Here is a 22,157-nt window from a genome sequence, read left to right as displayed (position 1 = left end):
TCCCCGCCGGGAGACCCACAGCAGCCGCGAGCCGTCAATGCGGGACGACCGACCGAAAGTGATGCGGGTGGACGCGAAAGACATGGGTGCCGACCTCCAGCAGGTGCTCATCACCAAGGAAGAGATCGACGCCAAGCTGACCGAGCTGGCCGCGAAGATCGACGCGGAGTACGCGGGCAAGGACCTGCTGATCGTCGGCGTCCTCAAGGGCGCGGTCATGGTCATGGCCGACCTGGCAAGGGCGCTGTCCACCCCGCTCACCATGGACTGGATGGCCGTGTCCTCCTACGGCGCGGGCACCCAGTCCTCCGGCGTGGTGCGGATCCTCAAGGACCTCGACACCGACATCAAGGGCCGCCACGTCCTGATCGTCGAGGACATCATCGACTCCGGCCTGACCCTGTCGTGGCTGCTGTCCAACCTGGGCTCGCGCGAGCCGGCCTCCCTCAAGGTCTGCACGCTGCTGCGCAAGCCGGACGCCGCGAAGGTCGCCATCGACGTGGAGTGGGTCGGCTTCGACATCCCCAACGAGTTCGTCGTCGGCTACGGCCTCGACTACGCCGAGAAGTACCGCAACCTGCCGTTCGTCGGTACGCTCGCCCCCCACGTCTACGGCGGCTGACCCATAAGGGCGCAGCCCGTACGGTGATCGGGAACCCCGGCGGCCCCGGAGCCGTTGGAGCATGCAGACGGGAACGCCAGCTCTCCCGTGCGGCTTCTCGCCACGATGCTGGGGTACCGTCAGAAGAACTGTCTTATCAAACTCACTATGGCAGGAGGGACGGGGCGTCATCGCTCCGTATGGATGGACGTGAAGCGATACTTCCGTGGGCCGGTCATGTGGATCGTGCTGGCCGTCCTTGCCGTGGTCGTGTTGATGCAGGTCGTCGGCTCGTCCGGCGGCTACAAGACGGTTGACACAGGCCAGGTCGTAGCAGCGATCAATGACAACCGGGTCCAGCAGGCCAAGCTGACCACCGGCGACGAGCAGACCATCAAGGTCGAGCTCAAGGACGGCCAGAAGGTCTCCGGCAGCTCCAAGATCCAGGCGAGCTACATCGGCGACCAGGGCGCAGCCCTCGCCAACACGCTGCAGGACAAGTACCAGCACAAGCAGATCCCGGACGGCTACACGGTCTCGCCGTCCAAGCAGAACCCCTTCCTCGGTGTCCTGCTCTCCCTGCTGCCCTTCGTCCTCATCGTGGTCGTCTTCCTGTTCCTGATGAACCAGATGCAGGGCGGCGGCTCCCGGGTCATGAACTTCGGGAAGTCCAAGGCCAAGCTCATCACCAAGGACACCCCGAAGACGACGTTCTCCGACGTCGCGGGCGCCGACGAGGCCGTCGAGGAGCTCCACGAGATCAAGGAGTTCCTCCAGGAGCCGGCCAAGTTCCAGGCCGTCGGGGCGAAGATCCCCAAGGGCGTCCTGCTCTACGGGCCGCCCGGAACCGGCAAGACCCTGCTCGCGCGCGCCGTCGCGGGCGAGGCGGGCGTCCCGTTCTACTCGATCTCCGGTTCCGACTTCGTCGAGATGTTCGTCGGTGTCGGTGCCTCCCGGGTCCGTGACCTGTTCGAGCAGGCCAAGGCGAACGCCCCGGCGATCGTCTTCGTCGACGAGATCGACGCGGTCGGCCGCCATCGCGGCGCCGGCCTCGGCGGCGGTCACGATGAGCGCGAGCAGACCCTGAACCAGCTGCTCGTCGAGATGGACGGCTTCGACGTGAAGGGCGGCGTGATCCTCATCGCCGCCACCAACCGGCCCGACATCCTCGACCCGGCCCTCCTGCGCCCCGGCCGCTTCGACCGGCAGATCGCCGTCGACCGCCCGGACATGCAGGGCCGTCTGGAGATCCTCAAGGTCCACCAGAAGGGCAAGCCGGTCGCGAAGGACGTCGACCTGGCCGCGGTCGCCCGCCGCACCCCCGGCTTCACCGGTGCCGATCTCTCCAACGTCCTGAACGAGGCCGCGCTGCTCACGGCCCGCAGCGACCAGAAGCTGATCGACAACAAGATGCTGGACGAGGCGATCGACCGTGTGGTCGCGGGCCCGCAGAAGCGGACCCGGATCATGTCGGACAAGGAGAAGAAGATCACCGCGTACCACGAGGGCGGACACGCCCTGGTCGCGGCGGCCTCGCCGAACTCCGACCCGGTCCACAAGATCACGATCCTGTCCCGCGGCCGGGCCCTCGGTTACACGATGGTGCTCCCGGACGAGGACAAGTACTCCACCACGCGCAACGAGATGCTGGACCAGCTGGCCTACATGCTCGGTGGCCGCGCGGCCGAGGAACTGGTCTTCCACGACCCGACCACCGGCGCTGCCAACGACATCGAGAAGGCCACCTCCACGGCCCGCGCGATGGTCACGCAGTACGGCATGACCGAGCGCCTCGGCGCGATCAAGTTCGGTGGCGACAACACCGAGCCGTTCCTCGGCCGTGAGATGGCTCACCAGCGCGACTACTCGGAAGAGGTCGCCGCGCTGGTGGACGAGGAGGTCAAGCAGCTCATCGAGAACGCGCACAACGAGGCCTGGGAGATCCTGGTCGAGAACCGCGACGTCCTCGACAACCTGGTCCTGGCCCTGCTGGAGAAGGAGACGCTGGGCAAGGAGGAGATCGCCGAGGTCTTCGCCCCCATCGTCAAGCGCCCCCCGCGGCCCGCCTGGACCGGCTCCTCCCGCCGCACCCCGTCCACCCGTCCGCCGGTGCTCTCTCCCAAGGAGCTGGCCCTCACCAACGGGGCGAACGGCGCGACGGCGGCGATCAGCACCGTGAAGTCCACCGCCACGGAGCCCGCCCCGGCGACGGAGCAGGCCCCGGAGGACCGCCCGGACAACTGACCGGGCCCACCGGCCCCGGAATGTATGCCGCGCCCCCCAGGTTCTAGCCTGGGGGGCGCGGCATTTCGCATGCCCGCGGCTGAGACAGACAGGAACGAGGCTTCACATGACCGACCCCGTGACGCTGGACGGCGAGGGCGCCATCGGCGAGTTCGACGAGAAGCGCGCCGAGAACGCCGTACGCGAACTCCTCATCGCGGTCGGCGAGGACCCGGACCGTGAGGGCCTGCGCGACACCCCGGGGCGGGTGGCGCGGGCGTACAGGGAGATATTCGCGGGTCTGTGGCAGCAGCCCGAGGACGTCCTGACGACGACGTTCGACCTGGGCCACGACGAGATGGTGCTGGTCAAGGACATCGAGGTGTTCTCGACCTGTGAGCACCATCTGGTGCCGTTCCGGGGGGTCGCGCACGTCGGGTACATCCCGTCCACCAGCGGGAAGATCACCGGTCTGTCCAAGCTGGCCCGTCTCGTGGACGTCTACGCACGCCGTCCGCAGGTGCAGGAACGGCTCACCACCCAGATCGCCGACTCGCTGATGGAGATACTGGAGCCGCGGGGCGTCATCGTCGTCGTGGAGTGCGAGCACATGTGCATGTCGATGCGGGGCATCCGCAAGCCCGGTGCGAAGACCATCACCTCGGCGGTCCGGGGCCAGCTGCGGGACGCGGCGACGCGGAACGAGGCGATGAGCCTCATCATGGCGCGCTGAGGGCCGACGAAGCCCCCCGCACGCCCGGCCGGGCGTGCGGGGGAGCCCCCGGTGGCTCAGGCCGCCGGTTCCGCGCCCTCGGGGTTCTGGTCGTCGTCCTCGGGGAGTCTGCAGACGCGTTCGAGGAAGAGGGCCGCCGCTATCACGGCGAGGCCGGCCAGGACGGAGGCCCCGGCGTAGATGGCCTGGTCGCGGCGGGTGGGGATGTCGAGCAGTTCCAGGAGGAAGACGCCGGCGCCGCCGTACATCCCGGCGACGAGGGCGGCGACCAGGGCGCTGGCCTGGCCGAAGACGACCGCGCGGGCGGCCATCAGCGGGTCGACGCCCTTGGCGCCGGGGCGGCGCTCGCGCTGGGCCTTGAGGCGGGCGCGCAGTGAGAGGGCCGTGGACACCAGGACCACGGCGATCAGGGCGAGGACGATGGGGGCGGCCAGGGGGACGCTGGGCAGGGTTCCCACCGCGTTCCACAGACGGGCGCCTGCCCAGGACAGCACTCCGGCGACGACGAACACGCCCGCCAGCACCCTGATGCGCAGCTCTTTCACGGTGTCCCTTCAGCTCCCCCGGACCGCGGTCGGGCGTCGGCGGCTCGTCCCGGGCCGGCCGGGGGAGCGGCGGTGCCGTCCCCGGACCGGGCGCCGGGATCTTCCTCGACCTTAACGACTACTCGGGCAGTCGAAGTTCCAGGTCCGCGCGCGGTGCGACACCCGTGCGGGTGACGGCGCCCAGCAGGCCCGCCACGTCGCCCCGGCCGGGGAGCTGGGCGTCGGGGTCCACGTCGTGCCACGGCGCGAGGACGAACGCGCGTTCGTGGGCGCGGGGGTGGGGGAGGGTGAGGAGCGGGTCGTCGGAGACGACGTCGGCGTAGGAGACGATGTCGACGTCGATGGTGCGCGGGCCCCAGTGCTCGTCGCGGACCCGGTGGAAGGCCTCCTCGATGGCGTGCGCCCGCTCCAGCAGGGAGGACGGCGGCAGCGTCGTCTTCAGGACCACCACCGCGTTGAAGTACGAGGGCTGGGTGTCGGGCTCGACGCCCCACGGCTCCGTCTCGTAGACCGGGGAGACGGCCTTGATGCGGACGCCCGGGGTGTCCTCCAGGGCGTCGACGGCGCCCTGGAGGGTCTCCAGGCGGTTGCCGAGGTTGGAGCCGAGGGAGAGCACGGCGCGTTTCGGGTTGCTGAGCGTGGTGTCGGCCGCGTCGACCTGCTCGACGACGGAGGCGGGCACCGGCTGGACGGTCGGGTCGCTGTGACCCTGGAGGAAAGGTCGGGTCATACTCGGCTCCGGGTGATGGTGACGGTCACGTCGTCGAAGGGGACCGTGATCGGGGCGTCCGGCTTGTGGACGCGGACCTCGACCTCCAGGACGCCTTCGTGCTTCAGGCAGGTCTGGGCGATGCGCTCGGCGAGGGTCTCGATGAGGTTCACCGGCTCGCCCTCCACCACGGCCACGACCTCTTCGGCCACGATGCCGTAGTGCACGGTCTTCGCCAGGTCGTCGTCGGCCGCGGCCTGCCGGGTGTCCACCCCCAGGACGATGTCGACGAGGAAGGTCTGGCCGTCCTCGCGCTCCTTGGGGAACACACCGTGGTGCCCGCGGGCCTTCAGGCCGCGCAGCGCGACACGATCCACGCGAATCACTCCTGCAATCGTCGGTGACGGCCGGGTCGTACCGCGTGCGGGCGGTACACCGGCCTCGGACGAATCTACCTGCGGGCGCCGACACCGCCGGGACACGGGGGCGCCGGGGCGAGCCGCACCCGGGAGCTTTCACCCGGTGTTTCCGCTGGAGAACCCGGTTGCTCACCAGCCGGTGGCCGCCCACGCCGCCGGACCCGTGATTCCGGCCACTTCCGCGTCGGTGCCCGTCGCCTACCCGTTCACGCGGGCGGGCCCTCCTCCTCGTCGCCGTCGTTCTCGGCCAGAACCGGGGAGGCATGGTGCGACCAGAGCTTCCAGCCGAGCGGGGTGCGCCGGAACACGTTGGTGGCGACGACGAGCTGTCCGACCAGCGGGCCCAGCTCGTCACCGGCGGCGGGCGCCGGACCGCCGCTGAGGATGTTCTCGGTGCAGGTCACCAGGGCGGTGTCGCCGGTGACCGAGACATGCACATCGGTCAGGAAGAACTGGATGTAGTCGGTGTTGGCCATGATCAGCGCATAGCTGCGCAGGACCTCGCCGCGGCCGGTGAGCACCGGCCAGCCGGGGTGCACGCAGGAGATCACACCGGTGTCCGCCGGGTCGTGGTACTCCTCGTCGACGCCCAGGTCGGACGGGGTGAGCCAGAGGGAGGTCAGCTCCTCGAAGTCGCCCTGCTCCAGGGCCTCGTAGAAGGCGGTGTTGGCCGCTTCCACCTGTTCCACGTCCGTGTGGGGAGCGCTCACCGGGCTCCTTCGGGGGAGCCGGCCGGGCCGTCCGCCGGGGCGGTGCCGGTCGCGCGCGCCTGTTCCACGGCGCGTGCGACCCGTACGGCGTCCGCTGTGGCGCGTACCTCGTGCACGCGGACCGCCCACGCTCCGGCGTGCGCCGCGAGCGCGGAGACGGCGGCCGTGGCCGCGTCGCGCTCGCGGGCGGGCGGCGGAGCGCCCTCCGGTCCGGCCAGGACACGGCCGAGGAACCGCTTGCGGGAGGCGGCGACCAGGACGGGGTGGCCCAGGCCGAGGATCCGGTCGAGGCGGGCCAGGAGCATCAGGTCGTGCTCGGCGTCCTTGGAGAAGCCGAGGCCGGGGTCGACGACGACGCGGTCGGGGGCGATGCCGCCCTCCAGGACGGCCTCCACGCGCGCGTGCAGCTCGTCGGCGACCTCGGTGACGACGTCGGCGTAGACGCCCCGGACGTTGCCGCCCTGGAGGAAGCCGCGCCAGTGCATCACGACGAAGGGCGCGCCCGCGTCCGCGACCGCGGGGATCATCGCGGGGTCGGCGAGGCCGCCGCTGACGTCGTTGACGAGGGCGGCGCCGGCCGCGAGCGCCTGCTCGGCGACGCGGGCCCGCATGGTGTCCACGGAGAGGGTGACGCCCTCGGCGGCGAGCCCCCGGACGACCGGCAGGACGCGCCGCAGCTCCTCGTCCTCGTCGACGCGCGGGGCGCCGGGGCGGGTCGACTCGCCGCCGACGTCGACCAGGTCGGCCCCCTGGGCGACCAGGTCGAGGCCGTGCTTGACGGCGGTCGTCGTGTCGAACCAGCGGCCGCCGTCGGAGAAGGAGTCGGGTGTCACGTTGACGACCCCCATGACCGCGCAGCGGTCCCATGCCGGTAGGCCCGCCACTCGGCCGCGCCCGCTCTGGTTGCTCATACGTTCAGCGTAGGCCCCGTGCCCGGGGCCGATCCCGTTGACCCGGGCGGCCGGCCGCCGGTACGGGAGCGGCCCGAGCGGTCGCCGCCTCCGGCCGGGAGGCGGGCGGTCGCTCGGGCCGCGCGCGGGTCAGGCGGCGCGTACGTCCCGTTCGGCCACTGCGTGCGCGCACGGGCGCTGGGCGGCCTTGCGGCGGCGCAGGAAGCGCGGCACGGGCAGGGCCAGGTTGACGAAGCCCTCGGCCTGCATGGCGGCGAAGCCGATGCGGGCCAGGTCGGAGGAGGAGCGGTAGACGACGAACCGCGGCTCCCAGCGGGGCTGGAACTTGGCGTTGAACTTGTACAGCGACTCGATCTGGAACCACCGCGACAGGAACACCAGCAGCCCGCGCCAGGCGCGCAGCACCGGGCCCGCGCCGATCTTCTCGCCGCGGGCGAGGGCGGAGCGGAACATCGCGAAGTTGAGCGAGACCCGGCTGATGCCGAACTTCGGGGCGGCCTGGAGCGCCGCGACGATCAGCAGTTCGTTCATGCCGGGGTCGGCGGAGCGGTCGCGGCGCATCAGGTCGAGGGAGACGCCGTCCTCGCCCCACGGCACGAAGTGCAGGATCGCCTTCAGGTCGCCGAACTCGCCCGGCTCGTCGTCCTGCTTGTGCGCGGTGGCTATGAGGCAGTCGCCGTCGGCGGCGTCGCCGATGCGGCCGAGCGCCATGGAGAAGCCGCGCTCGGTGTCGGTGCCGCGCCAGTCCTCGGCGGCCTCCCGGACGCGCTCCAGTTCGGCGTCGCCGAGGTCACGGATACGCCGTACCCGGGTTTCGTAGCCGGCCCGTTCGATGCGCTTGACCATTTGGCGGACGTTGCGCATCGCGCGTCCGGCGAGTGAGAAATCCGCGACGTCGACCACCGCCTCGTCGCCCAGCTCCAGGGCGTCCAGACCGGTCTCGCGGGTCCAGACCTCGCCGCCGGTCTCGGAGCAGCCCATGACGGCGGGCGTCCAGGAGTGGGCCTTGGCCTCGTCCATGAAGCGCTCGATGGCGCCCGGCCAGGCCTCGACGTCACCGATGGGGTCGCCGCTGGCGAGCATCACGCCGGAGACCACGCGGTAGGTCACCGCGGCCTTGCCGCTGGGGGAGAACACGACGGCCTTGTCGCGGCGGAGCGCGAAGTGGCCGAGGGAGTCGCGGCGGCCGTGCTTGGCCAGCAGCGCGCGCAGCTGGACCTCGTCCTCCTCGGTCAGCCGGGCCGCCGGGTGTTCGGGCCGGAAGGCCAGGTAGATCGTGGTGACCGCGGTGATCCAGCCGAGGGCGCCCAGGGAGAAGGCGACGGTCCAGGAGGTGTTGCCCTGGTAGTCGACGGGGCCCTCGAAGCCGACGAGGCCGTAGACGACGTGGGTGAGCCGGTCCGCGACGCTCGGGTCGCCGACCATGCGGTCCGTGTGGACGCTGACGATGAGCATGCCGAGCGCCAGCGAACCGGCGCTCATCAGCACGAAGTTGGTCAGCGCCCGCCACCTGCTGCGCGGGTCGGGCAGCGCCGAGAACTCCTTGCGGTGCAGCACCAGCGGGGTGAGCAGCGCGAGGGCGATGACGACGCCGACCACGGAGTGCCGGTAGACGAACTCGGCCGCCGCGCCCGCCGGGAGCAGCGCCACGGCGGCGCGCCAGGCACGGCGCTTGCGCCGGCGCAGGCCGTGCGCGAGCAGCAGCAGGAGGACGCCGGCGCTGAGCGAGAGGGCCGCGGCGAAGGGCCCGAACGAGCCCGGCAGCACCTCGGCCCAGGCGTGCATCCGGCTGTGCCGGAAGCGTGGGAAGACGCCCGCGGCGATGTCCAGCAGGCCCACGACCGCGCAGGCCCTGCCGATCAGCGTGGGGACCGCCTCAGGGCGTGGACCGCGCAGTATGCGCCGTACCCGGCCTGATCCGCTCGGAACCCCGCCCGGCTTTTCCCCATCTATCCTGACAGACATCGCATCCCATAGTTCTGCGAGAGACCTTGAATCCGGTGCCGATCCGGGCATCCGGCGACATTGCGCCCTCTAGGACGGTGTCTGGGGCAGGAAGGTTCACTCCCCACCCGGAATCCGGGTCGAAGGCCAGGGAAAGCCTGGGCCCCGCTGCCGCCGTCGAGGCGCCGGCGGGCCGGGCATGGAATGCAGGCAGGAAAGAGCTCATGGGTCTCACGAGCAAGAAGGTGCTGGTACTGGCGGTGCTGTTCGCCGTACTGCTGTTCGTCGCCACGGTGTGGCTGTGGCCACGGCTGGCACGGCGCAACTGGCGGGCGGTCGGCGGCCGGATCGGCATCCTGGCGGCCACCCAGGCGGCGATCTTCGCCTGCGTCGGCCTGGCCGCCAACCAGGCCTTCGGCTTCTACGCCAGCTGGGCCGACCTGTTCGGCCAGGAGACGGACCAGGGTGTGGTCGTCGACCATATGGCGGGCGGTGCGACCGGGCCGCTGCGTGTGGTCGGCACCCAGCAGGTGCAGATGGCAGGCGGATCCCGGCCGCAGCTGACGGGGCAGATACAGAAGGTCGACATCGTGGGCCGTACGTCCCACATCGCCTCGCCCGCGTTCATATACCTGCCGCCGGAGTACTTCCAGCCGCAGTACCGCACCCGTACGTTCCCCGCGTCCGTGATCCTCACCGGCTATCCGGGCACCGCCCAGGCGCTCGTCAGCAAGCTCAACTACCCGCGTACGGCGCAGGAGCTGGCCAAGCAGGGCCGGATGGAGCCGATGATCCTGGTGATGCTGCGGCCGACGGTCGCGCCGCCGCGCGACACCGAGTGCGTGGACATCCCGGGCGGTCCGCAGACCGAGACCTTCTTCGGCCGCGATCTGCCGGACGCGGTGTCCGCGCACTACCGGGTCGGCAAGAAGCCGGGCGGCTGGGGCATCATCGGTGATTCCACGGGCGGATACTGCGCGCTGAAACTCGCCATGCACCACCCCGAGGTGTATGGCGCGGGGGCCGGTCTGTCGCCTTACTACAAGGCGCCGATCGACCCGACGACCGGTGATCTGTTCCAGGGGAACAAGGAGCTGAAGAATCGCGCCGACCTGGCCTGGTTCATCAAGCACCAGCCGGCTCCCGACACTTCGCTGCTCGTCACCAGCAGCAAGCAGGGCGAGAGCAACTACAAGGCGACGCTCAGGTTCATAGACGCGGTCAAGGCGACGAAGAAGACCCATGTCTCGTCGATCATCCTGGACAGCGGCGGCCACAACTTCAACACCTGGCGGCGCGAGATCCCGCCGACCCTCCAGTGGGTCAGCGCGCGGCTGGCGGAGCGCTGAGACGGTGCTTGCGAGGTGCCGTGGAGAGGCATCGATAAATGATCTTGGAAATGCCCCGGAGTTCGGCCGAACTCGCCCCATGCCCGGTCCGAACTCCTGATGTGCTGTGAAGATTTCGGTATGGCCGCCTTTTTGCGGGGCGGCCCACCATGATTCGCCTACGCGCGGTAAGTTTCTGGCCATGCCACGTGGACGTCATCGCCATTCCCCTCCCTTGCACAGGCTGCTGCCCCCCACGGCGATCGCCGGCGTCTCTGTCGTCTGCGCCCTGGGGCCCTGGGTGTTCACGGCACCGGTGGTGCTGCGGTCTCTCGCGGCGGCCGCCGCGGTGACGGCGGTCGCCGGTGCGGTCGTCCTGCGCCGCTGGGACACCCAGGCGGGCCGCCGGGTGGCCGACCTCACGCGCGCGCGGGCGAGCGACGAGTGGCGCTTCGAGGAACGCGTCGCCGAACTCGAGTCGGACCTGGAGGAGTCGCGCGGACTGCGCTCCCGACTGGAGCAGAAGCTGCGGGCCAAGCGGTCCGAACTGGCGCGGCTGCGCAACGAGCACGCGGCCCTGCTGCGGCGCTACGCCACGGCCGAGACGGAGCGGGCGAGCGCCCTGGAGGGCCGCCGCCTGCTGGAGCTCGAGGCGGCCACCGACCTGCCCGCGCTGCCGGCGGGCCTGAGCGCCCAGGCGCAGGCGCAGGCGCCGCAGGAGCAGCGGGTGGGCGTGGCTTCCGCCGTGTTCTCCCCCGAGGGCTCCGAGCTGTTCGCGCGGGCCGGGGCGGCGCTGGCGCGGCTCGGCGCGGACGGCGAGCGCGGCACGCGGGATCACCGCGACGCCGGTGACGGGGCTGGCGCCGATGGCAGCGCTGGTCCCGATGACGCCGACGGCGCCGATGACGACGTTGTCGACGGTGTCGACCGCAGTGAGGGTGCCGACCGCGGCGAGCGGGCCGGGCGCGCGGACGCGGCCCCGGACGCCGACGCCGAGGCGGGCGCGGCCCGTGCGCGGGAGACGGCGGACGGGCCGGAGGGGGAGACGGGGACGGCCCGGTCCGCCGAGGCCGGGCCCACGGACGCCGCTGGGCGGACCGATGGCGCCGACGACGCCGGTGCCGCCGACGCGGCCGCTCCGGGCGGCAGGCCGCAGCACCCCGCCGGACACTTCGCCGTGCCGACCGCGGTGGCCGTCGTGCCGCCCGCGCCCGCACGGCGCCAGGTGACCGCGGGCGGGTTCGACTTCTTCGGTACGAAGAAGGGCGCGCCGCCCGCCGCCCTGGAAGCCGTCCAGAACGAGGACCTGGCGGACGTCGTCGGCCCGGAGGCGCTCGCCCTGCACAAGGCCGAGGCCGAGGCAGAGTCCGATTCCGGGAGGTCCGATTTCGGGAGGTCCGATTCCGATTCCGGGAGGGCCGGGGCCGGGGCCGGGCACGAGCGCGCCGACGCGGCGGCCGGGGCCGAGGCGGCGAACCAGGTCATCGACCTCACCGCCCACGACGAGACCGAGCAGCTCGACGTCCTGGACCTGCGCACGGCGGCGTCCTGAGGGCGGACCCACGTCGAAGAGCGAGCATCGGCAGATCGGTAAGGGGCACGGTCCTTTGGACCGTGCCCCTTACCTCTACCTCTTGTTACCTCTACTACCTCTTGTTACCTCTACCTGGCCGGGCCCGCCTGCCCCTCCCGCTCCATCCACCGGTCTGGCCGGGCGTCCCGCCGTCCCGTACGGGAGCGCTCGGCCTGCGTCCGCAGCAGCCGCTCCGCCTCACCGGTGCCCCGCAGCCGCGCCGTCACCGTCTTGTTCGCGCCGGTGTCCACCTGGACGTCGGCGACGCCCCAGAGGCGCTCCCAGGGCCCCTGGGTGAGCCGTACGCTCTGCACCTTGGCGTGCGGGACCAGCGCGAGCCGCCGCCGCAGCAGTCCGTGCCGGGCGGCGAACACCGTGCCGGTGACGGCGACCCCGTACCCCCGCCACCGCACCGGCGCGCACCACCGGGCACCGCGTGGCGGCCGGGCCAGGGACGAGGTCTCCGGCACGGCGACGCCCGGCAGCACCCGGGAGATCACCGACTCGGCGATCTCCCGGGGAGCCACCGGCAGCAGCACCGAGTTCGAGGACCCGGCCACGTCCAGCTCGACCCGGACCCAGCCGCGGCCGGTGCCGGGGCCGCCCGCGCCGGGCGCCCGCCAGCGCCGCCACAGCAGCGGTTCCACGATCCGTACGGTCTGCACGCGTCCCGGCGGCACGGTCTCGTGGGTGCGGTCCAGCAGGCCCCGGTCGATGCGCAGCCCGTCGGGCGACTCGCTCAGCGTCCAGTCGTAGGCGGCGACGAAGCGGCCCACGCTGCTCGTCACGGCCCCGCCGAGCAGCGGCAGGGCGGTGGCCAGGACCGTCCACAGGCTGTGGGTGGCCAGCCACAGCAGGGACGGCACGACGACGGCGGCGAGGAGCGAGCCCCAGGTCGCGCCCATCAGGAGCAGCGAGACGGCTATCACGCGCGCGGGGACGCGGACGAGCTCCCGCGCGGGTGCCTCGCCGACCTCCTGGGCGGTGTCGGCGGAGAAGCCGGCGGCGCGCGCGAGCAGTTCGGCGCGCAGCGCGCGGGCGTCGTCCTCGCCGAGGAAGGCCAGTTCGTCCTTCTTGTCGGTCCCTATGACGTCGAGCTTCAGCTTGGCGACGCCCGCGAGCCGGCCGAGCAGGGGCCGGGTGACGTCGACGGCCTGGATGCGCTCCAGGCGGATGTGCGCGGTGCGCCGGAACAGCAGTCCGGTGCGGATGCGCAGTTCGGTGTCGGTCACCGCGAAGTGCGTGAACCACCAGGACAGGAAGCCGTAGAGGGCCGCCGCCGGGAGGAGCACGGCGAGGCCGGCCAGCAGCCAGGCCGTGGTCAGCCGGGTCAGCTGCTGCTGCGCCTGGCCGGGGTCGTGGACGGCCCAGCCGGCGAGCACGGCGACCGGCGCCCAGGCGCGGCGCAGCGGGGTCACCGGGTGCAGCCGCCGCTCGACCACGGGCCGCGTGGCGGCGGGCCGTCCCGCGGCGCCCGCGTCCTCGGTGGCGTCCGCCTCCGGCGCCGTCACAGTCCCGCCGATCGGGCCTGGCCCAGCTCGATGAGCCGGTCGCGCAGCCGTTCGGCCTCGGCCGGGTCGAGGCCGGGGATCGTCGCGTCGGTGGCGGCGGCCGCCGTGTGCAGTTGCACGGTGGCCAGCCCGAAGTGCCGTTCGACCGGGCCCGAGGTGACCTCGACCAGCTGCATCCGGCCGTAGGGCACGACGGTCTCCTCGTGCCACAGCACGCCCCGGACGATCAGCAGGTCGTCGGCGCGCTCGGCGTACCGCCAGGAGCGCCAGTTGCGCCCCAGCAGCACCCAGCCCCAGGCCGCCGCCGCGAGCGGCAGCAGCGCGAACGCCGCCCAGGCCGGCCCCGCCACCGCGCCGAGCACCCAGCCCACGGCCACCGCCGCCGACCCCAGCCACACCATGAGCAGCAGGCGGCGCATCCGCAGCAGGCCGGGCGGCAGCGCCGTCCACCCCGGCTCGGCCCCGGCCGCCCGCTCGTTCTCCGGACTCCCCGTCTCCATGGGGCAAGCGTACGTAGGGGAGACTGGGGCCATGACTCCTACGACGGAGACGACGGTCGGGATCGGCGGTGCCGCGGAGAGCACCGACATGGTGCTCAACATCGGTCCCCAGCACCCGTCCACGCACGGGGTGCTCCGGCTGAAGCTGGTGCTGGACGGCGAGCGCATCAGGAGCGCGGAGCCGGTGATCGGCTATATGCACCGCGGCGCCGAGAAGCTGTTCGAGGCGCGGGACTACCGGCAGATCATCATGCTGGCCAACCGCCACGACTGGCTGTCGGCGTTCTCGAACGAGCTGGGCGTGGTCCTGGCCGTGGAGCGGATGCTCGGCATGGAGGTGCCCGAGCGGGCGGTGTGGACGCGCACGCTGCTCGCGGAGCTGAACCGGGTGCTCAACCACCTGATGTTCCTCGGCTCCTATCCGCTGGAGCTGGGCGGCATCACACCGGTCTTCTACGCGTTCCGGGAGCGCGAGGTCCTCCAGAACGTGATGGAGGAGATCTCCGGCGGCCGGATGCACTACATGTTCAACCGGGTCGGCGGCCTCAAGGAGGACATCCCGGCCGGGTGGCCCACGCGTGCGCGCGGCGCCGTCGCCGCCGTGCGCTCGCGCATGGACGTCTTCGACGACCTGGTGCTCGGCAACGAGATCTTCCGGGGGCGCACCCGGGGCGTGGGCGCGCTGTCGCAGCGCGCCGTGCACGCCTACGGGGTGAGCGGGCCGATCGCGCGCGCCTCGGGCGTCGACCTCGACCTGCGCCGCGACGAGCCGTACCTGGCGTACGGGGAGCTGGCGGACGTCCTGAAGGTGGTCACCCGGCAGGAGGGCGACTGCCTGGCCCGCTTCGAGTGCCTGCTGGAGCAGACCCACAACGCCCTGGACCTCGCCGACGCCTGTCTGGACCGGCTGGCCGGCCTGGCGCCGGGACCGGTCAACCAGCGGCTCCCCAAGGTCCTCAAGGCGCCCGAGGGGCACACCTACGCCTGGACCGAGAACCCGCTCGGCATCAACGGCTACTACCTGGTCAGCAAGGGTGAGAAGACCCCGTACCGGCTGAAGCTGCGCTCCGCCTCGTACAACAACATCCAGGCGCTGGCCGAGCTGCTGCCGGGCACGCTGGTGGCCGACATGGTGGCGATCCTGGGCTCAATGTTCTTCGTGGTCGGGGACATCGACAAGTAGGGCGGCCCGTGCCCGGGGGAGGCCCACCGGCTGGAGCAGCCAGTCGAAGTCGCCGAGTCCGCCGGGTGCGGTGAGCTCCGCGGCCTCCCCGGCGCTCGCGAGGGCGCGCACGTACTCCGCGGGGCGCGTGGAGGCCAGTGCCAGCGGAGGGCGTGCGCCGGTGAGACCGAGGGCGTGCAGTGCGGTGCGCTGGGTGAGCAGGCGTGCGCGGGGGAGTGCGTCAGGGGCGTGCGCGGCGCGGGTGCCTGAGAGGTGCGCGGCGTGCGCGGCGCAGGCGTCCAGGGCCACGTGCGCCGTGAGATCGCAGGTGCCGTCCGGTACGGGCCGGGTCTCCCGTCCGTCCCGGAAGCCGGTGAGGGTGCCGAACGGCGGCCGGGCGCCCGAGCGGTGCGCGTAGTCCACGGCGACCGCCAGACCCCGGTCGAGGCAGGAGACCGCCTCGGCCCAGGCGGTGTCCCTGGGCAGGCCGATCTCCGCGCGCAGGCCCTCCTCGGGGGGCAGCGGCCACCACCGGGCCAGCCACGCGGCCTCGGCGCCCGCCACCGGCTCCCCGAGGCGTTCCGTGCCGTCGCGCCGGACGAGCACGTGCCGGGGCACACCCGCCGCGTCCGTCTCGGCCACCTCCACCGGCACGTTGTCCAGCCACTCGTTGGCGAAGAGCAGCCCGGTGACGTGCGGGGGCGGGGCGCTCAGCCACTCGATCCGGTGATCGAGTCCCGGTGGCCGGCCGGCGACCTCGACGGCGTACACCCGGGTGCGGGCGGCCACCGGGGCGGGCAGCGCGGCCAGCACCCCCGCCGCCAGCTCCCCGTGACCGGCCGCCATGTCGACGAAGCCGAGCACCCCGGGCCGCTCCAGCACCTCGTCGAGGCGGCACAGCAGCCGTGCCACGGCGGCCGCGAAGAGCGGCGAGGCGTGCACGGACGTGCGGAAGTGCCCGGCCGGTCCCTCGGGCCGCCGGTAGAAGCCGCCCGGCCCGTACAGGGCGTCCCGGGCCGCCGCGCGCCAGGTGCGCCACTCCCGCCCGCTCTCCCGCGGGTGTTCCCGCGCTGTGTCGTCCGCCACCTCGCCAGCGTAGGCGTACAGGCGATCACGACCTCCACCTTGGGGAGTACGCCCGGGGGGTGCGGATCGGCCCTCCGGTTGACCCGTGCACCACTCACGTTTCCCTACTCTGGGTTACGTGCAGCGTCTCTACGACTTTCTCCGCAGGCACCCGGCATGGGTCGACGGCTTCTGGGCCCTCGTCCTGCTCGGGTTCTCCGGCCTGGGCGCGGTGAGTGTCGACGGGACGCCGGGCCACCACGGGACGCTCCCCGCGGCGCTCGCGGTGTCCGTGGTGCTGAGCGTGGTGGTCGCGCTGCGCCGCCGGATGCCCGAGAAGATGGTGCTGCTGGCGGCGGCGACGGGCGCGGCCCAGCTGGTGCTGGACATCGAGACCACGGTCGCCGACTTCGCCATGCTGGTGATCATCTACACGGTCGCCGCGATCGGCGCCCGCTGGGCCTCCCGGTTCGCCCTGGCCGGCGGGATGTCCGCGGCGACGCTGGCCCAGATCCGCTGGCCGCAGGAGAACTCCAGCGTCGCCGGGAATGTGGCGATAGCCATCTTCACGACCGTGCCGTTCGCCCTGGCCTGGGTGCTCGGCGACTCCATGCGCACCCGCCGCGCCTACTTCGCGCAGCTGGAGGAGCGGGCCGCCCGGCTGGAGAAGGAGCGCGAGGCGCAGGCCAAGGTCGCGGTCGCCGCCGAGCGCGCCCGCATCGCCCGCGAGCTGCACGACGTGGTCGCGCACAACGTGTCGGTGATGGTGGTGCAGGCCGACGGCGCCGCCTACGTGCTGGACGCCGCGCCCGACCAGGCCAAGAAGGCCCTGGAGACGATCTCCTCCACCGGCCGCCAGGCCCTCGCCGAGATGCGCCGCCTGCTGGGCGTGCTGCGCACCGGCGAGCACCAGGAGGGCGGCGAGTACGTGCCGCAGCCCAACGCCGAGCAGATCGAGGACCTGGTCGAGCAGTGCCGGGGCTCCGGGCTGCCGGTCGACTTCCGGGTCGAGGGGACACCGCGTCCGCTGCCCAGCGGCGTCGAGCTGACCGCGTACCGGATCGTGCAGGAGGCGCTCACCAACACCCGCAAGCACGGCGGACCGAACGCGGGTGCGAGCGTGCGCCTGGTGTACTTCGACGACGGTCTGGGCCTGCTGGTCGAGGACGACGGCAAGGGCGCCCCGCACGAGCTGTACGAGGAGGGCGGCGCCGACGGGCAGGGGCACGGCCTGATCGGGATGCGCGAGCGCGTCGGTATGGTCGGCGGCACGCTGGACGCGGGACCGCGCCCCGGTGGAGGCTTCCGTATCAGTGCGCTGCTGCCGCTCAAACCGGCGCACTGAAGCCGACGCGCACGGCCGGTGACACCTGTCACGCCGTTGTGCGCCCGGCGCACCGCCTGACCGGCCGCGCCCGCTGCCCGCTCGCTCGCGCCGCTGTGCCGCCCGTATGACGCTCCTAGGACGAAGAGGAACCCCGATGACGATCCGCGTGATGCTCGTCGACGACCAGGTGCTGCTGCGCACCGGATTCCGGATGGTGCTGGCCGCCCAGCCGGACATGGAGGTCGTCGCGGAGGCGGGTGACGGCGTCGAGGCCCTCCAGGTGCTGCGGGCCACCGCCGTCGACGTGGTGCTGATGGACGTCCGGATGCCGAAGCTGGACGGGGTGGAGACCACCCGCCGTGTCTGCGCGGAGCCGAACCCGCCCAAGGTGCTGATCCTGACCACCTTCGACCTGGACGAGTACGCCTTCTCCGGGCTCAAGGCGGGCGCCTCCGGGTTCATGCTCAAGGATGTGCCGCCCGGCGACCTGCTCGCCGCGATCCGCGCGGTGCACAGCGGCGACGCGGTCGTCGCGCCCTCCACCACCCGGCGCCTGCTCGACCGGTTCGCGCCGATGCTGCCCTCCGGCGGCCAGGAGCCCCGGCACAAGGAGCTCCAGCGGCTCACCGAGCGGGAGCGCGAGGTCATGATCCTGGTCGCGCAGGGTCTGTCCAACGGCGAGATCGCCGCCCGGCTGGTGCTGTCCGAGGCGACCGTGAAGACCCATGTGGGCCGCATCCTCACCAAGCTGGGCCTGCGCGACCGCGTGCAGGTGGTCGTCCTGGCCTATGAGACGGGGCTCGTCCGCGCGGGCGGCCACGGCTGAGATGCGCTCCGCCCGGCGGACGCGCCCGAGGCCCCCGAGGCCCCCGGGTGCGCCGGTCAGCGCAGGATCCCCTCCAGGAAGTCGCTGCCCAGCCGGGCCACCATCGTCACGTCCAGCTGGTGGTAGACGTACCGGCCGCGGCGCCGGGTGGTGACCAGGCCGGCCTTCTTCAGCACGCTCAGATGCCGGGATATCTCCGGGGCGGTCATGCTGTGCGCCTGGGTCAGCTCGCTGGTGGTGAACGCGCTGCGGGCCAGGCTGCGGCACAGCCGCATCCGCACCGGGTGGGACAGCGCGGACATCCGCAGCGTCAGCTGCTCCACCGAGGGCGGCGAGGCCGGCTCGGGCGAGCCGACCGGGTAGTGCAGCACCGGCTGCCAGGCGTGGCGGTGCAGCACCATCAGATGCGGCCAGCCCAGGCTCGTCGGGACGAGCAGCAGGCCGCCGCCCGCCGTGGCCGTCCGCCCGTCGCCCAGCTTGTCGACCGTGATCCGGCCCGCAGCCTCGTCCAGCGCGACCGCCGGGGACACCGCGGTCAGCGCCTCGGCCAGGCCCCGGCGGCGCAGCAGCTCCGTCTTGTGCCGGGCGTCCGCCGCGAGCTGGTGGCGCAGCCGCGACCAGGTCTCCGCGAAGAACGCCTCGTCGCAGTCCTGGAGGAACTGCCGCAGCCAGCGCCTGATGTGGGGCGGGTCGGCCAGCAGCCGCTCACTGAAGAGCACCTGCTGCGGCCCGCGCGCGGCGGCCAGCTCCAGCGCGCGGCGGCGCAGCCGCGCATCGCCCAGCGGGCCGGGGCCCGGCCCGCTGTAGGGCAGGGCGCAGGTGAACTCCAGGGCCGCGTCCACGAACTGCTCGTCGGACAGCTTGTCCAGCAGGTCCAGCTCCTCGGCGAGCGTCTGCCCCGGCAGTCCGCTCGCGCCGGGCAGGCCGGCGAAGGGCAGGAAGAGGTCGGAGAACGTCGTACGCCACAGGAAGTCCGCCTCGCACATCCGGTCGGCCAGATGCGGGTCGAGCCGGGCGGTGACGCCCGTGACCCAGCCCTGGAGGCCCGGGTGGTGCGCCGGCTCGGACAGCGCGTGCAGCGCCATGCCCAGCTCGGCCAGGGGAGAGGGCACGACGGCGATCCCCTCCGGCCGCAGCCCCGTGATGTCGATGCGCACGCTCATGCCCCCATGGTGCACGCGCCCACTGACAACGCGGAGCCCGATTGACGGCCGCCGTCAATCGGCGGGACTTCGGCCGGGCGGCGGCGCAGGGTGGAGGCACCGGGGCAGCCGCGGAGCCTCTTCCATCCACCCGTCCCGAGAAGGCGATACGGCCATGAGCCTCACCGAGCAGTACTTCCTCGACGTCCACCGCGCCCGCCGCCACGGCGAGCCGGGACCCCCCGCGCCGGGCCTCAACGACTGGCAGGTGGTGCGCGAACTGCGGGAGCGGCGGCGCTTCGGCGCGGTGCTCGCGGGCCGCCCGGCGCACGGGCGGCTGCGCCTGGCCCTGGACCGGTGGCGGCACCGGCAGGCCCGGCGGCCGCGTCCCACGGGGTGCTGAGTCCCACCGGACCGCGGCCGTCGCCGCACCGCGCCGACCTCGTGGGTGCGCCGGGTCAGGTCCGGGCGCACGCCTCCGCGAGGCACGCGGCGAAGCCGGCGACCGCCGACCGCACGTCGTCCGCCGTCCACTCCAGGCCCTCGGCCCGCACGGTGACCTCGGTGAAGGCGAGCCCGGGGCCGCCGCGGTCCCAGGGGCGGGCGAACAGCAGGGTCCGCGTCGCCTCCCCCTGGAGCACCGCCGCCTCGGCGAGCACGTCCGCGTCGTACGGCAGCCAGACCTGGAACTCATGGGTGTGCGGCACCTCGGGGTGCACGCGGAACCAGGGCAGCCCGGCCGCCGCGAAGCCCTCGCGCAGCGCGGCGGCCACCACGCGCGCGTGCCGCACGTACGAGGGCAGGCGGGGCAGCTCCCGGTCGAGCCCGGCCAGCGCCGACAGCGCGGTCGGGAACTGCTGGAAGACCGTGCCGCCGTACCGGTGCCGCCAGGTCCTCGCCTCGGCCACCAGCTCGGCCGGCCCGGCGAGCACCGCGCCGCCGAGGCCCTCCAGGGACTTGTAGAGCGACACGTACACGCTGTCGGCCAGGTCCGCGATCTCCGCCAGCGGCCGTCCGAAGTGCTCGGTGGCCTCCCACAGGCGCGCGCCGTCGAAGTGCACCACGGCGTCCCGCTCGCGGGCCGCGGCGACGACGTCCGTCAGCTCCTGCCAGGTGGGCAGGAGGAAACCGGCGTCCCGCAGGGGCAGCTCCAGCATCAGCGTCCCGAAGGACTCGTCCAGGTCGCGCACCTCGTCGGCGGTCGGCTGCCGGGGCTCGCTCGTCACCCGGACCGGGCGCAGGCCGCTGACCTGGCTGAACGCATGGCGTTCGTGGACCTCGGGGTGGGCCAGGGCGTGCAGGGCCACGGCCCGGTCGCCGGTGCGGGCCGCCCAGCAGCGCAGGGCGACCTGCTGGGCCATCGTGCCGGTCGGGAAGAAGGCGGCGGCCTCCTTGCCGAGCAGGGCCGCGGTCCGCTCCTCCAGGGCCTCGACGACACCGCTGCCGTACATGTCCGACGTCTCGTCGAGGTCGTGGACGTCCCGTGCCTGTTCCAGGTCCGCCAGCCGCTCCCGGAGCGTGCCGAGATACGCGGGGCGCGACAGGACGCGCTCCGCGCTCCGGTACGCGGCGAGGCGCCTTTCGCGCAACCGCGTGCGCCGCTCCCCGGCCGCGGCCGGGTTCTCGGCCGGGTCCTCCTGATGATCTGTCCGGCCCGTGCTGTCCGCCCGGCCGTGGTGCTGGTCCTGGTCCGCCGTGTCGTCCATGCCGTGGATCATCCCCCGCGCCGCTCGCACGGGGCACCCGGATTTCACCGCCGGCCGCGCGGGTGCGCCGCGGGCCGTGGTGTGACCCACAGCCTGTGGACGAACGGACGCCTCCCGGACGGATAGCGTTAACATGACGAGAAATCGTCCGGTACCCGGAGCGGACTGGAACGGGAAGGCCACTGCCGCGTGAGTACAAGCCAACAGCCAGACCCCAGGGACCGCCCCGCGCGGCTCACCGTCGGCGTCGTCGGCGCCGGCCGGGTGGGTCCCGCGCTCGCCGCGTCCCTCCAGCTCGCGGGCCACCGTCCGGTGGCCGCCTCGGGCGTCTCCGACGCCTCCAGGCGGCGGGCCGGGCACCTGCTGCCCGGCGTCCCCCTGGTGCCGCCCGCCGAGGTCCTCCAGCGCGCCGACCTGGTGCTCCTGACCGTCCCCGACGACGCCCTGCCCGCCCTCGTCGCGGGCCTCGCCGAGACCGGCGCCGTACGCCCCGGCCACCTCCTCGTGCACACCTCGGGGCGGTACGGCACGCGGGTGCTGGACCCCGCCCGGCGCGCGGGCGCGCTGCCGCTGGCCCTGCACCCGGCGATGACCTTCACCGGCACCCCCGTGGACGTGCAGCGGCTGGCCGGGTGCTCGTTCGGCGTCACGGCCCCCGAGGAACTGCGGATGGCCGCCGAGGCCCTGGTCATCGAGATGGGCGGCGAACCGGAGTGGATCGCCGAGGAGATGCGCCCGCTCTACCACGCGGCCCTCGCCCTGGGCGCCAACCATCTGGTGACGCTGGTCGCGCAGTCCATGGAGCTGCTGCGCGCGGCCGGTGTGGCCGCCCCCGACCGGATGCTCGGCCCGCTGCTCGGCGCCGCCCTGGACAACGCCCTGCGCTCCGGCGACGCGGCCCTCACCGGCCCGGTCGCGCGCGGGGACGCGGGCACGGTCGCCGCACACGTCGGCGAGTTGCGCCGGCACGCCCCGCAGACCGTCGCGGGCTATCTGGCGATGGCCCGCGCCACCGCCGACCGCGCCCTCGCCCACGGGCTGCTCAAGCCGGAGCTGGCCGAGGACTTGCTCGGCGTCCTGGCCGAAGGGACCGCGGGCCCCGGCCCCACCGGCGCCGGTGAGGACGAGGGTGATGCCCGATGACCCGCGCGGGGCACTCGGCGAACCGGACGGCGCGGACCGCCGCGGAGGAGGGCCGCCCGGTGACCCCGGCGCCCGGGAA

General features: G+C 73.1%; 21 protein-coding genes. 10 read left to right on the top strand and 11 right to left on the bottom strand.

Annotated features, from left to right (window positions below; all coding sequences use genetic code 11):
- The first annotated feature begins 61 nt into the window (after positions 1–61).
- From hpt to folE, 3 genes are all read left to right on the top strand, one after another.
- Complete coding sequence (gene hpt, locus R4Z62_RS14560; protein WP_037873829.1) at positions 62–622, top strand: hypoxanthine phosphoribosyltransferase; 561 nt, start codon at positions 62–64, stop codon at positions 620–622.
- A gap of 183 nt (positions 623–805) precedes the next feature.
- The gene (gene ftsH / locus R4Z62_RS14555) at positions 806–2,845 is read left to right on the top strand and encodes an ATP-dependent zinc metalloprotease FtsH (protein WP_018568885.1); all 2,040 of its coding nucleotides are present in this window, start codon (positions 806–808) and stop codon (positions 2,843–2,845) included.
- Between the two features lie 106 nt (positions 2,846–2,951).
- A complete protein-coding gene (folE, locus tag R4Z62_RS14550) occupies positions 2,952–3,557 on the top strand; it encodes a GTP cyclohydrolase I FolE (RefSeq protein ID WP_064534406.1) in 606 nt (201 codons plus the stop codon).
- 56 nt (positions 3,558–3,613) lie between these two features.
- On the opposite strand, the gene R4Z62_RS14545 is transcribed toward folE, so the two are convergent.
- From R4Z62_RS14545 to R4Z62_RS14520, 6 genes are all read right to left on the bottom strand, one after another.
- Positions 3,614–4,102 (bottom strand): DUF3180 domain-containing protein, encoded by a 489-nt coding sequence (locus R4Z62_RS14545; RefSeq protein WP_381740791.1) that lies wholly within the window; start codon positions 4,100–4,102, stop codon positions 3,614–3,616.
- Positions 4,103–4,220: 118 nt separating this feature from the next.
- Positions 4,221–4,832, bottom strand: coding sequence for a 2-amino-4-hydroxy-6-hydroxymethyldihydropteridine diphosphokinase (gene folK / locus R4Z62_RS14540; protein ID WP_381740789.1), 612 nt, complete (start codon positions 4,830–4,832; stop codon positions 4,221–4,223).
- Positions 4,829–5,188, bottom strand: a complete 360-nt coding sequence (folB, locus tag R4Z62_RS14535) for a dihydroneopterin aldolase (RefSeq protein WP_018568881.1) — start codon at positions 5,186–5,188, stop codon at positions 4,829–4,831. Before folB ends, folK begins: the two co-directional genes overlap by 4 nt.
- A gap of 248 nt (positions 5,189–5,436) precedes the next feature.
- Positions 5,437–5,940, bottom strand: a complete 504-nt coding sequence (locus R4Z62_RS14530; RefSeq protein WP_018568880.1) for a nuclear transport factor 2 family protein — start codon at positions 5,938–5,940, stop codon at positions 5,437–5,439.
- A complete protein-coding gene (gene folP / locus R4Z62_RS14525) occupies positions 5,937–6,851 on the bottom strand; it encodes a dihydropteroate synthase (protein WP_491519986.1) in 915 nt (304 codons plus the stop codon). Before folP ends, R4Z62_RS14530 begins: the two co-directional genes overlap by 4 nt.
- Before the next feature lie 129 nt (positions 6,852–6,980).
- On the bottom strand, positions 6,981–8,816 hold the full coding sequence (locus tag R4Z62_RS14520) for a phosphatidylglycerol lysyltransferase domain-containing protein (RefSeq protein ID WP_355478279.1): 1,836 nt from the start codon (positions 8,814–8,816) through the stop codon (positions 6,981–6,983).
- Positions 8,817–9,019: 203 nt separating this feature from the next.
- Between R4Z62_RS14520 and R4Z62_RS14515 the strand changes: the two genes are divergently transcribed.
- Both R4Z62_RS14515 and R4Z62_RS14510 read left to right on the top strand, forming a co-directional pair.
- Positions 9,020–10,144 carry an alpha/beta hydrolase gene (locus tag R4Z62_RS14515; RefSeq protein WP_382849556.1) on the top strand — a complete coding sequence of 375 codons (1,125 nt, stop codon included), beginning with the start codon at positions 9,020–9,022 and terminating at the stop codon, positions 10,142–10,144.
- A gap of 181 nt (positions 10,145–10,325) precedes the next feature.
- The gene (locus R4Z62_RS14510; protein WP_491519985.1) at positions 10,326–11,675 is read left to right on the top strand and encodes a hypothetical protein; all 1,350 of its coding nucleotides are present in this window, start codon (positions 10,326–10,328) and stop codon (positions 11,673–11,675) included.
- A 110-nt stretch (positions 11,676–11,785) separates the two neighbouring features.
- Here the strand turns inward: R4Z62_RS14510 and R4Z62_RS14505 are convergent, their stop codons facing one another.
- Positions 11,786–13,207, bottom strand: a complete 1,422-nt coding sequence (locus R4Z62_RS14505; RefSeq protein ID WP_491519984.1) for a PH domain-containing protein — start codon at positions 13,205–13,207, stop codon at positions 11,786–11,788.
- Positions 13,204–13,707: a PH domain-containing protein gene (locus tag R4Z62_RS14500; RefSeq protein ID WP_491519983.1), complete on the bottom strand. Its 504-nt coding sequence runs from the start codon at positions 13,705–13,707 to the stop codon at positions 13,204–13,206. Before R4Z62_RS14500 ends, R4Z62_RS14505 begins: the two co-directional genes overlap by 4 nt.
- A 31-nt stretch (positions 13,708–13,738) precedes the next feature.
- Here R4Z62_RS14500 and R4Z62_RS14495 point away from each other — a divergent pair, with 31 nt between their 5' ends.
- Positions 13,739–14,890 carry an NADH-quinone oxidoreductase subunit D gene (locus tag R4Z62_RS14495; RefSeq protein ID WP_064534416.1) on the top strand — a complete coding sequence of 384 codons (1,152 nt, stop codon included), beginning with the start codon at positions 13,739–13,741 and terminating at the stop codon, positions 14,888–14,890.
- Here the strand turns inward: R4Z62_RS14495 and R4Z62_RS14490 are convergent.
- A complete protein-coding gene (locus tag R4Z62_RS14490; RefSeq protein ID WP_491519982.1) occupies positions 14,855–15,955 on the bottom strand; it encodes an SAM-dependent methyltransferase in 1,101 nt (366 codons plus the stop codon). The genes R4Z62_RS14495 and R4Z62_RS14490 overlap by 36 nt on opposite strands.
- A gap of 118 nt (positions 15,956–16,073) precedes the next feature.
- On the opposite strand from R4Z62_RS14490, the gene R4Z62_RS14485 reads away from it, so the two are divergent.
- Both R4Z62_RS14485 and R4Z62_RS14480 read left to right on the top strand, forming a co-directional pair.
- On the top strand, positions 16,074–17,279 hold the full coding sequence (locus R4Z62_RS14485; RefSeq protein ID WP_064534417.1) for a sensor histidine kinase: 1,206 nt from the start codon (positions 16,074–16,076) through the stop codon (positions 17,277–17,279).
- Positions 17,280–17,415: 136 nt separating this feature from the next.
- Positions 17,416–18,087 (top strand): response regulator, encoded by a 672-nt coding sequence (locus R4Z62_RS14480; protein WP_018568870.1) that lies wholly within the window; start codon positions 17,416–17,418, stop codon positions 18,085–18,087.
- A 56-nt stretch (positions 18,088–18,143) separates the two neighbouring features.
- Here the strand turns inward: R4Z62_RS14480 and R4Z62_RS14475 are convergent, their stop codons facing one another.
- A complete protein-coding gene (locus R4Z62_RS14475; protein ID WP_491519981.1) occupies positions 18,144–19,250 on the bottom strand; it encodes a DUF5937 family protein in 1,107 nt (368 codons plus the stop codon).
- Between the two features lie 154 nt (positions 19,251–19,404).
- On the opposite strand from R4Z62_RS14475, the gene R4Z62_RS14470 reads away from it, so the two are divergent.
- A complete protein-coding gene (locus R4Z62_RS14470) occupies positions 19,405–19,632 on the top strand; it encodes a hypothetical protein (RefSeq protein WP_491519980.1) in 228 nt (75 codons plus the stop codon).
- A 55-nt stretch (positions 19,633–19,687) separates the two neighbouring features.
- On the opposite strand, the gene R4Z62_RS14465 is transcribed toward R4Z62_RS14470, so the two are convergent.
- Complete coding sequence (locus R4Z62_RS14465) at positions 19,688–20,935, bottom strand: threonine aldolase family protein (RefSeq protein WP_491519979.1); 1,248 nt, start codon at positions 20,933–20,935, stop codon at positions 19,688–19,690.
- Positions 20,936–21,124: 189 nt separating this feature from the next.
- Between R4Z62_RS14465 and R4Z62_RS14460 the strand changes: the two genes are divergently transcribed.
- Positions 21,125–22,078 carry a Rossmann-like and DUF2520 domain-containing protein gene (locus R4Z62_RS14460; protein ID WP_385504760.1) on the top strand — a complete coding sequence of 318 codons (954 nt, stop codon included), beginning with the start codon at positions 21,125–21,127 and terminating at the stop codon, positions 22,076–22,078.
- Positions 22,079–22,157: the final 79 nt, after the last annotated feature.

This window comes from Streptomyces sp. PL-25 (assembly GCF_058344915.1).
Note: the sequence above shows the minus strand (reverse complement) of the source record. Positions and strands in the feature narration are given on the sequence as shown.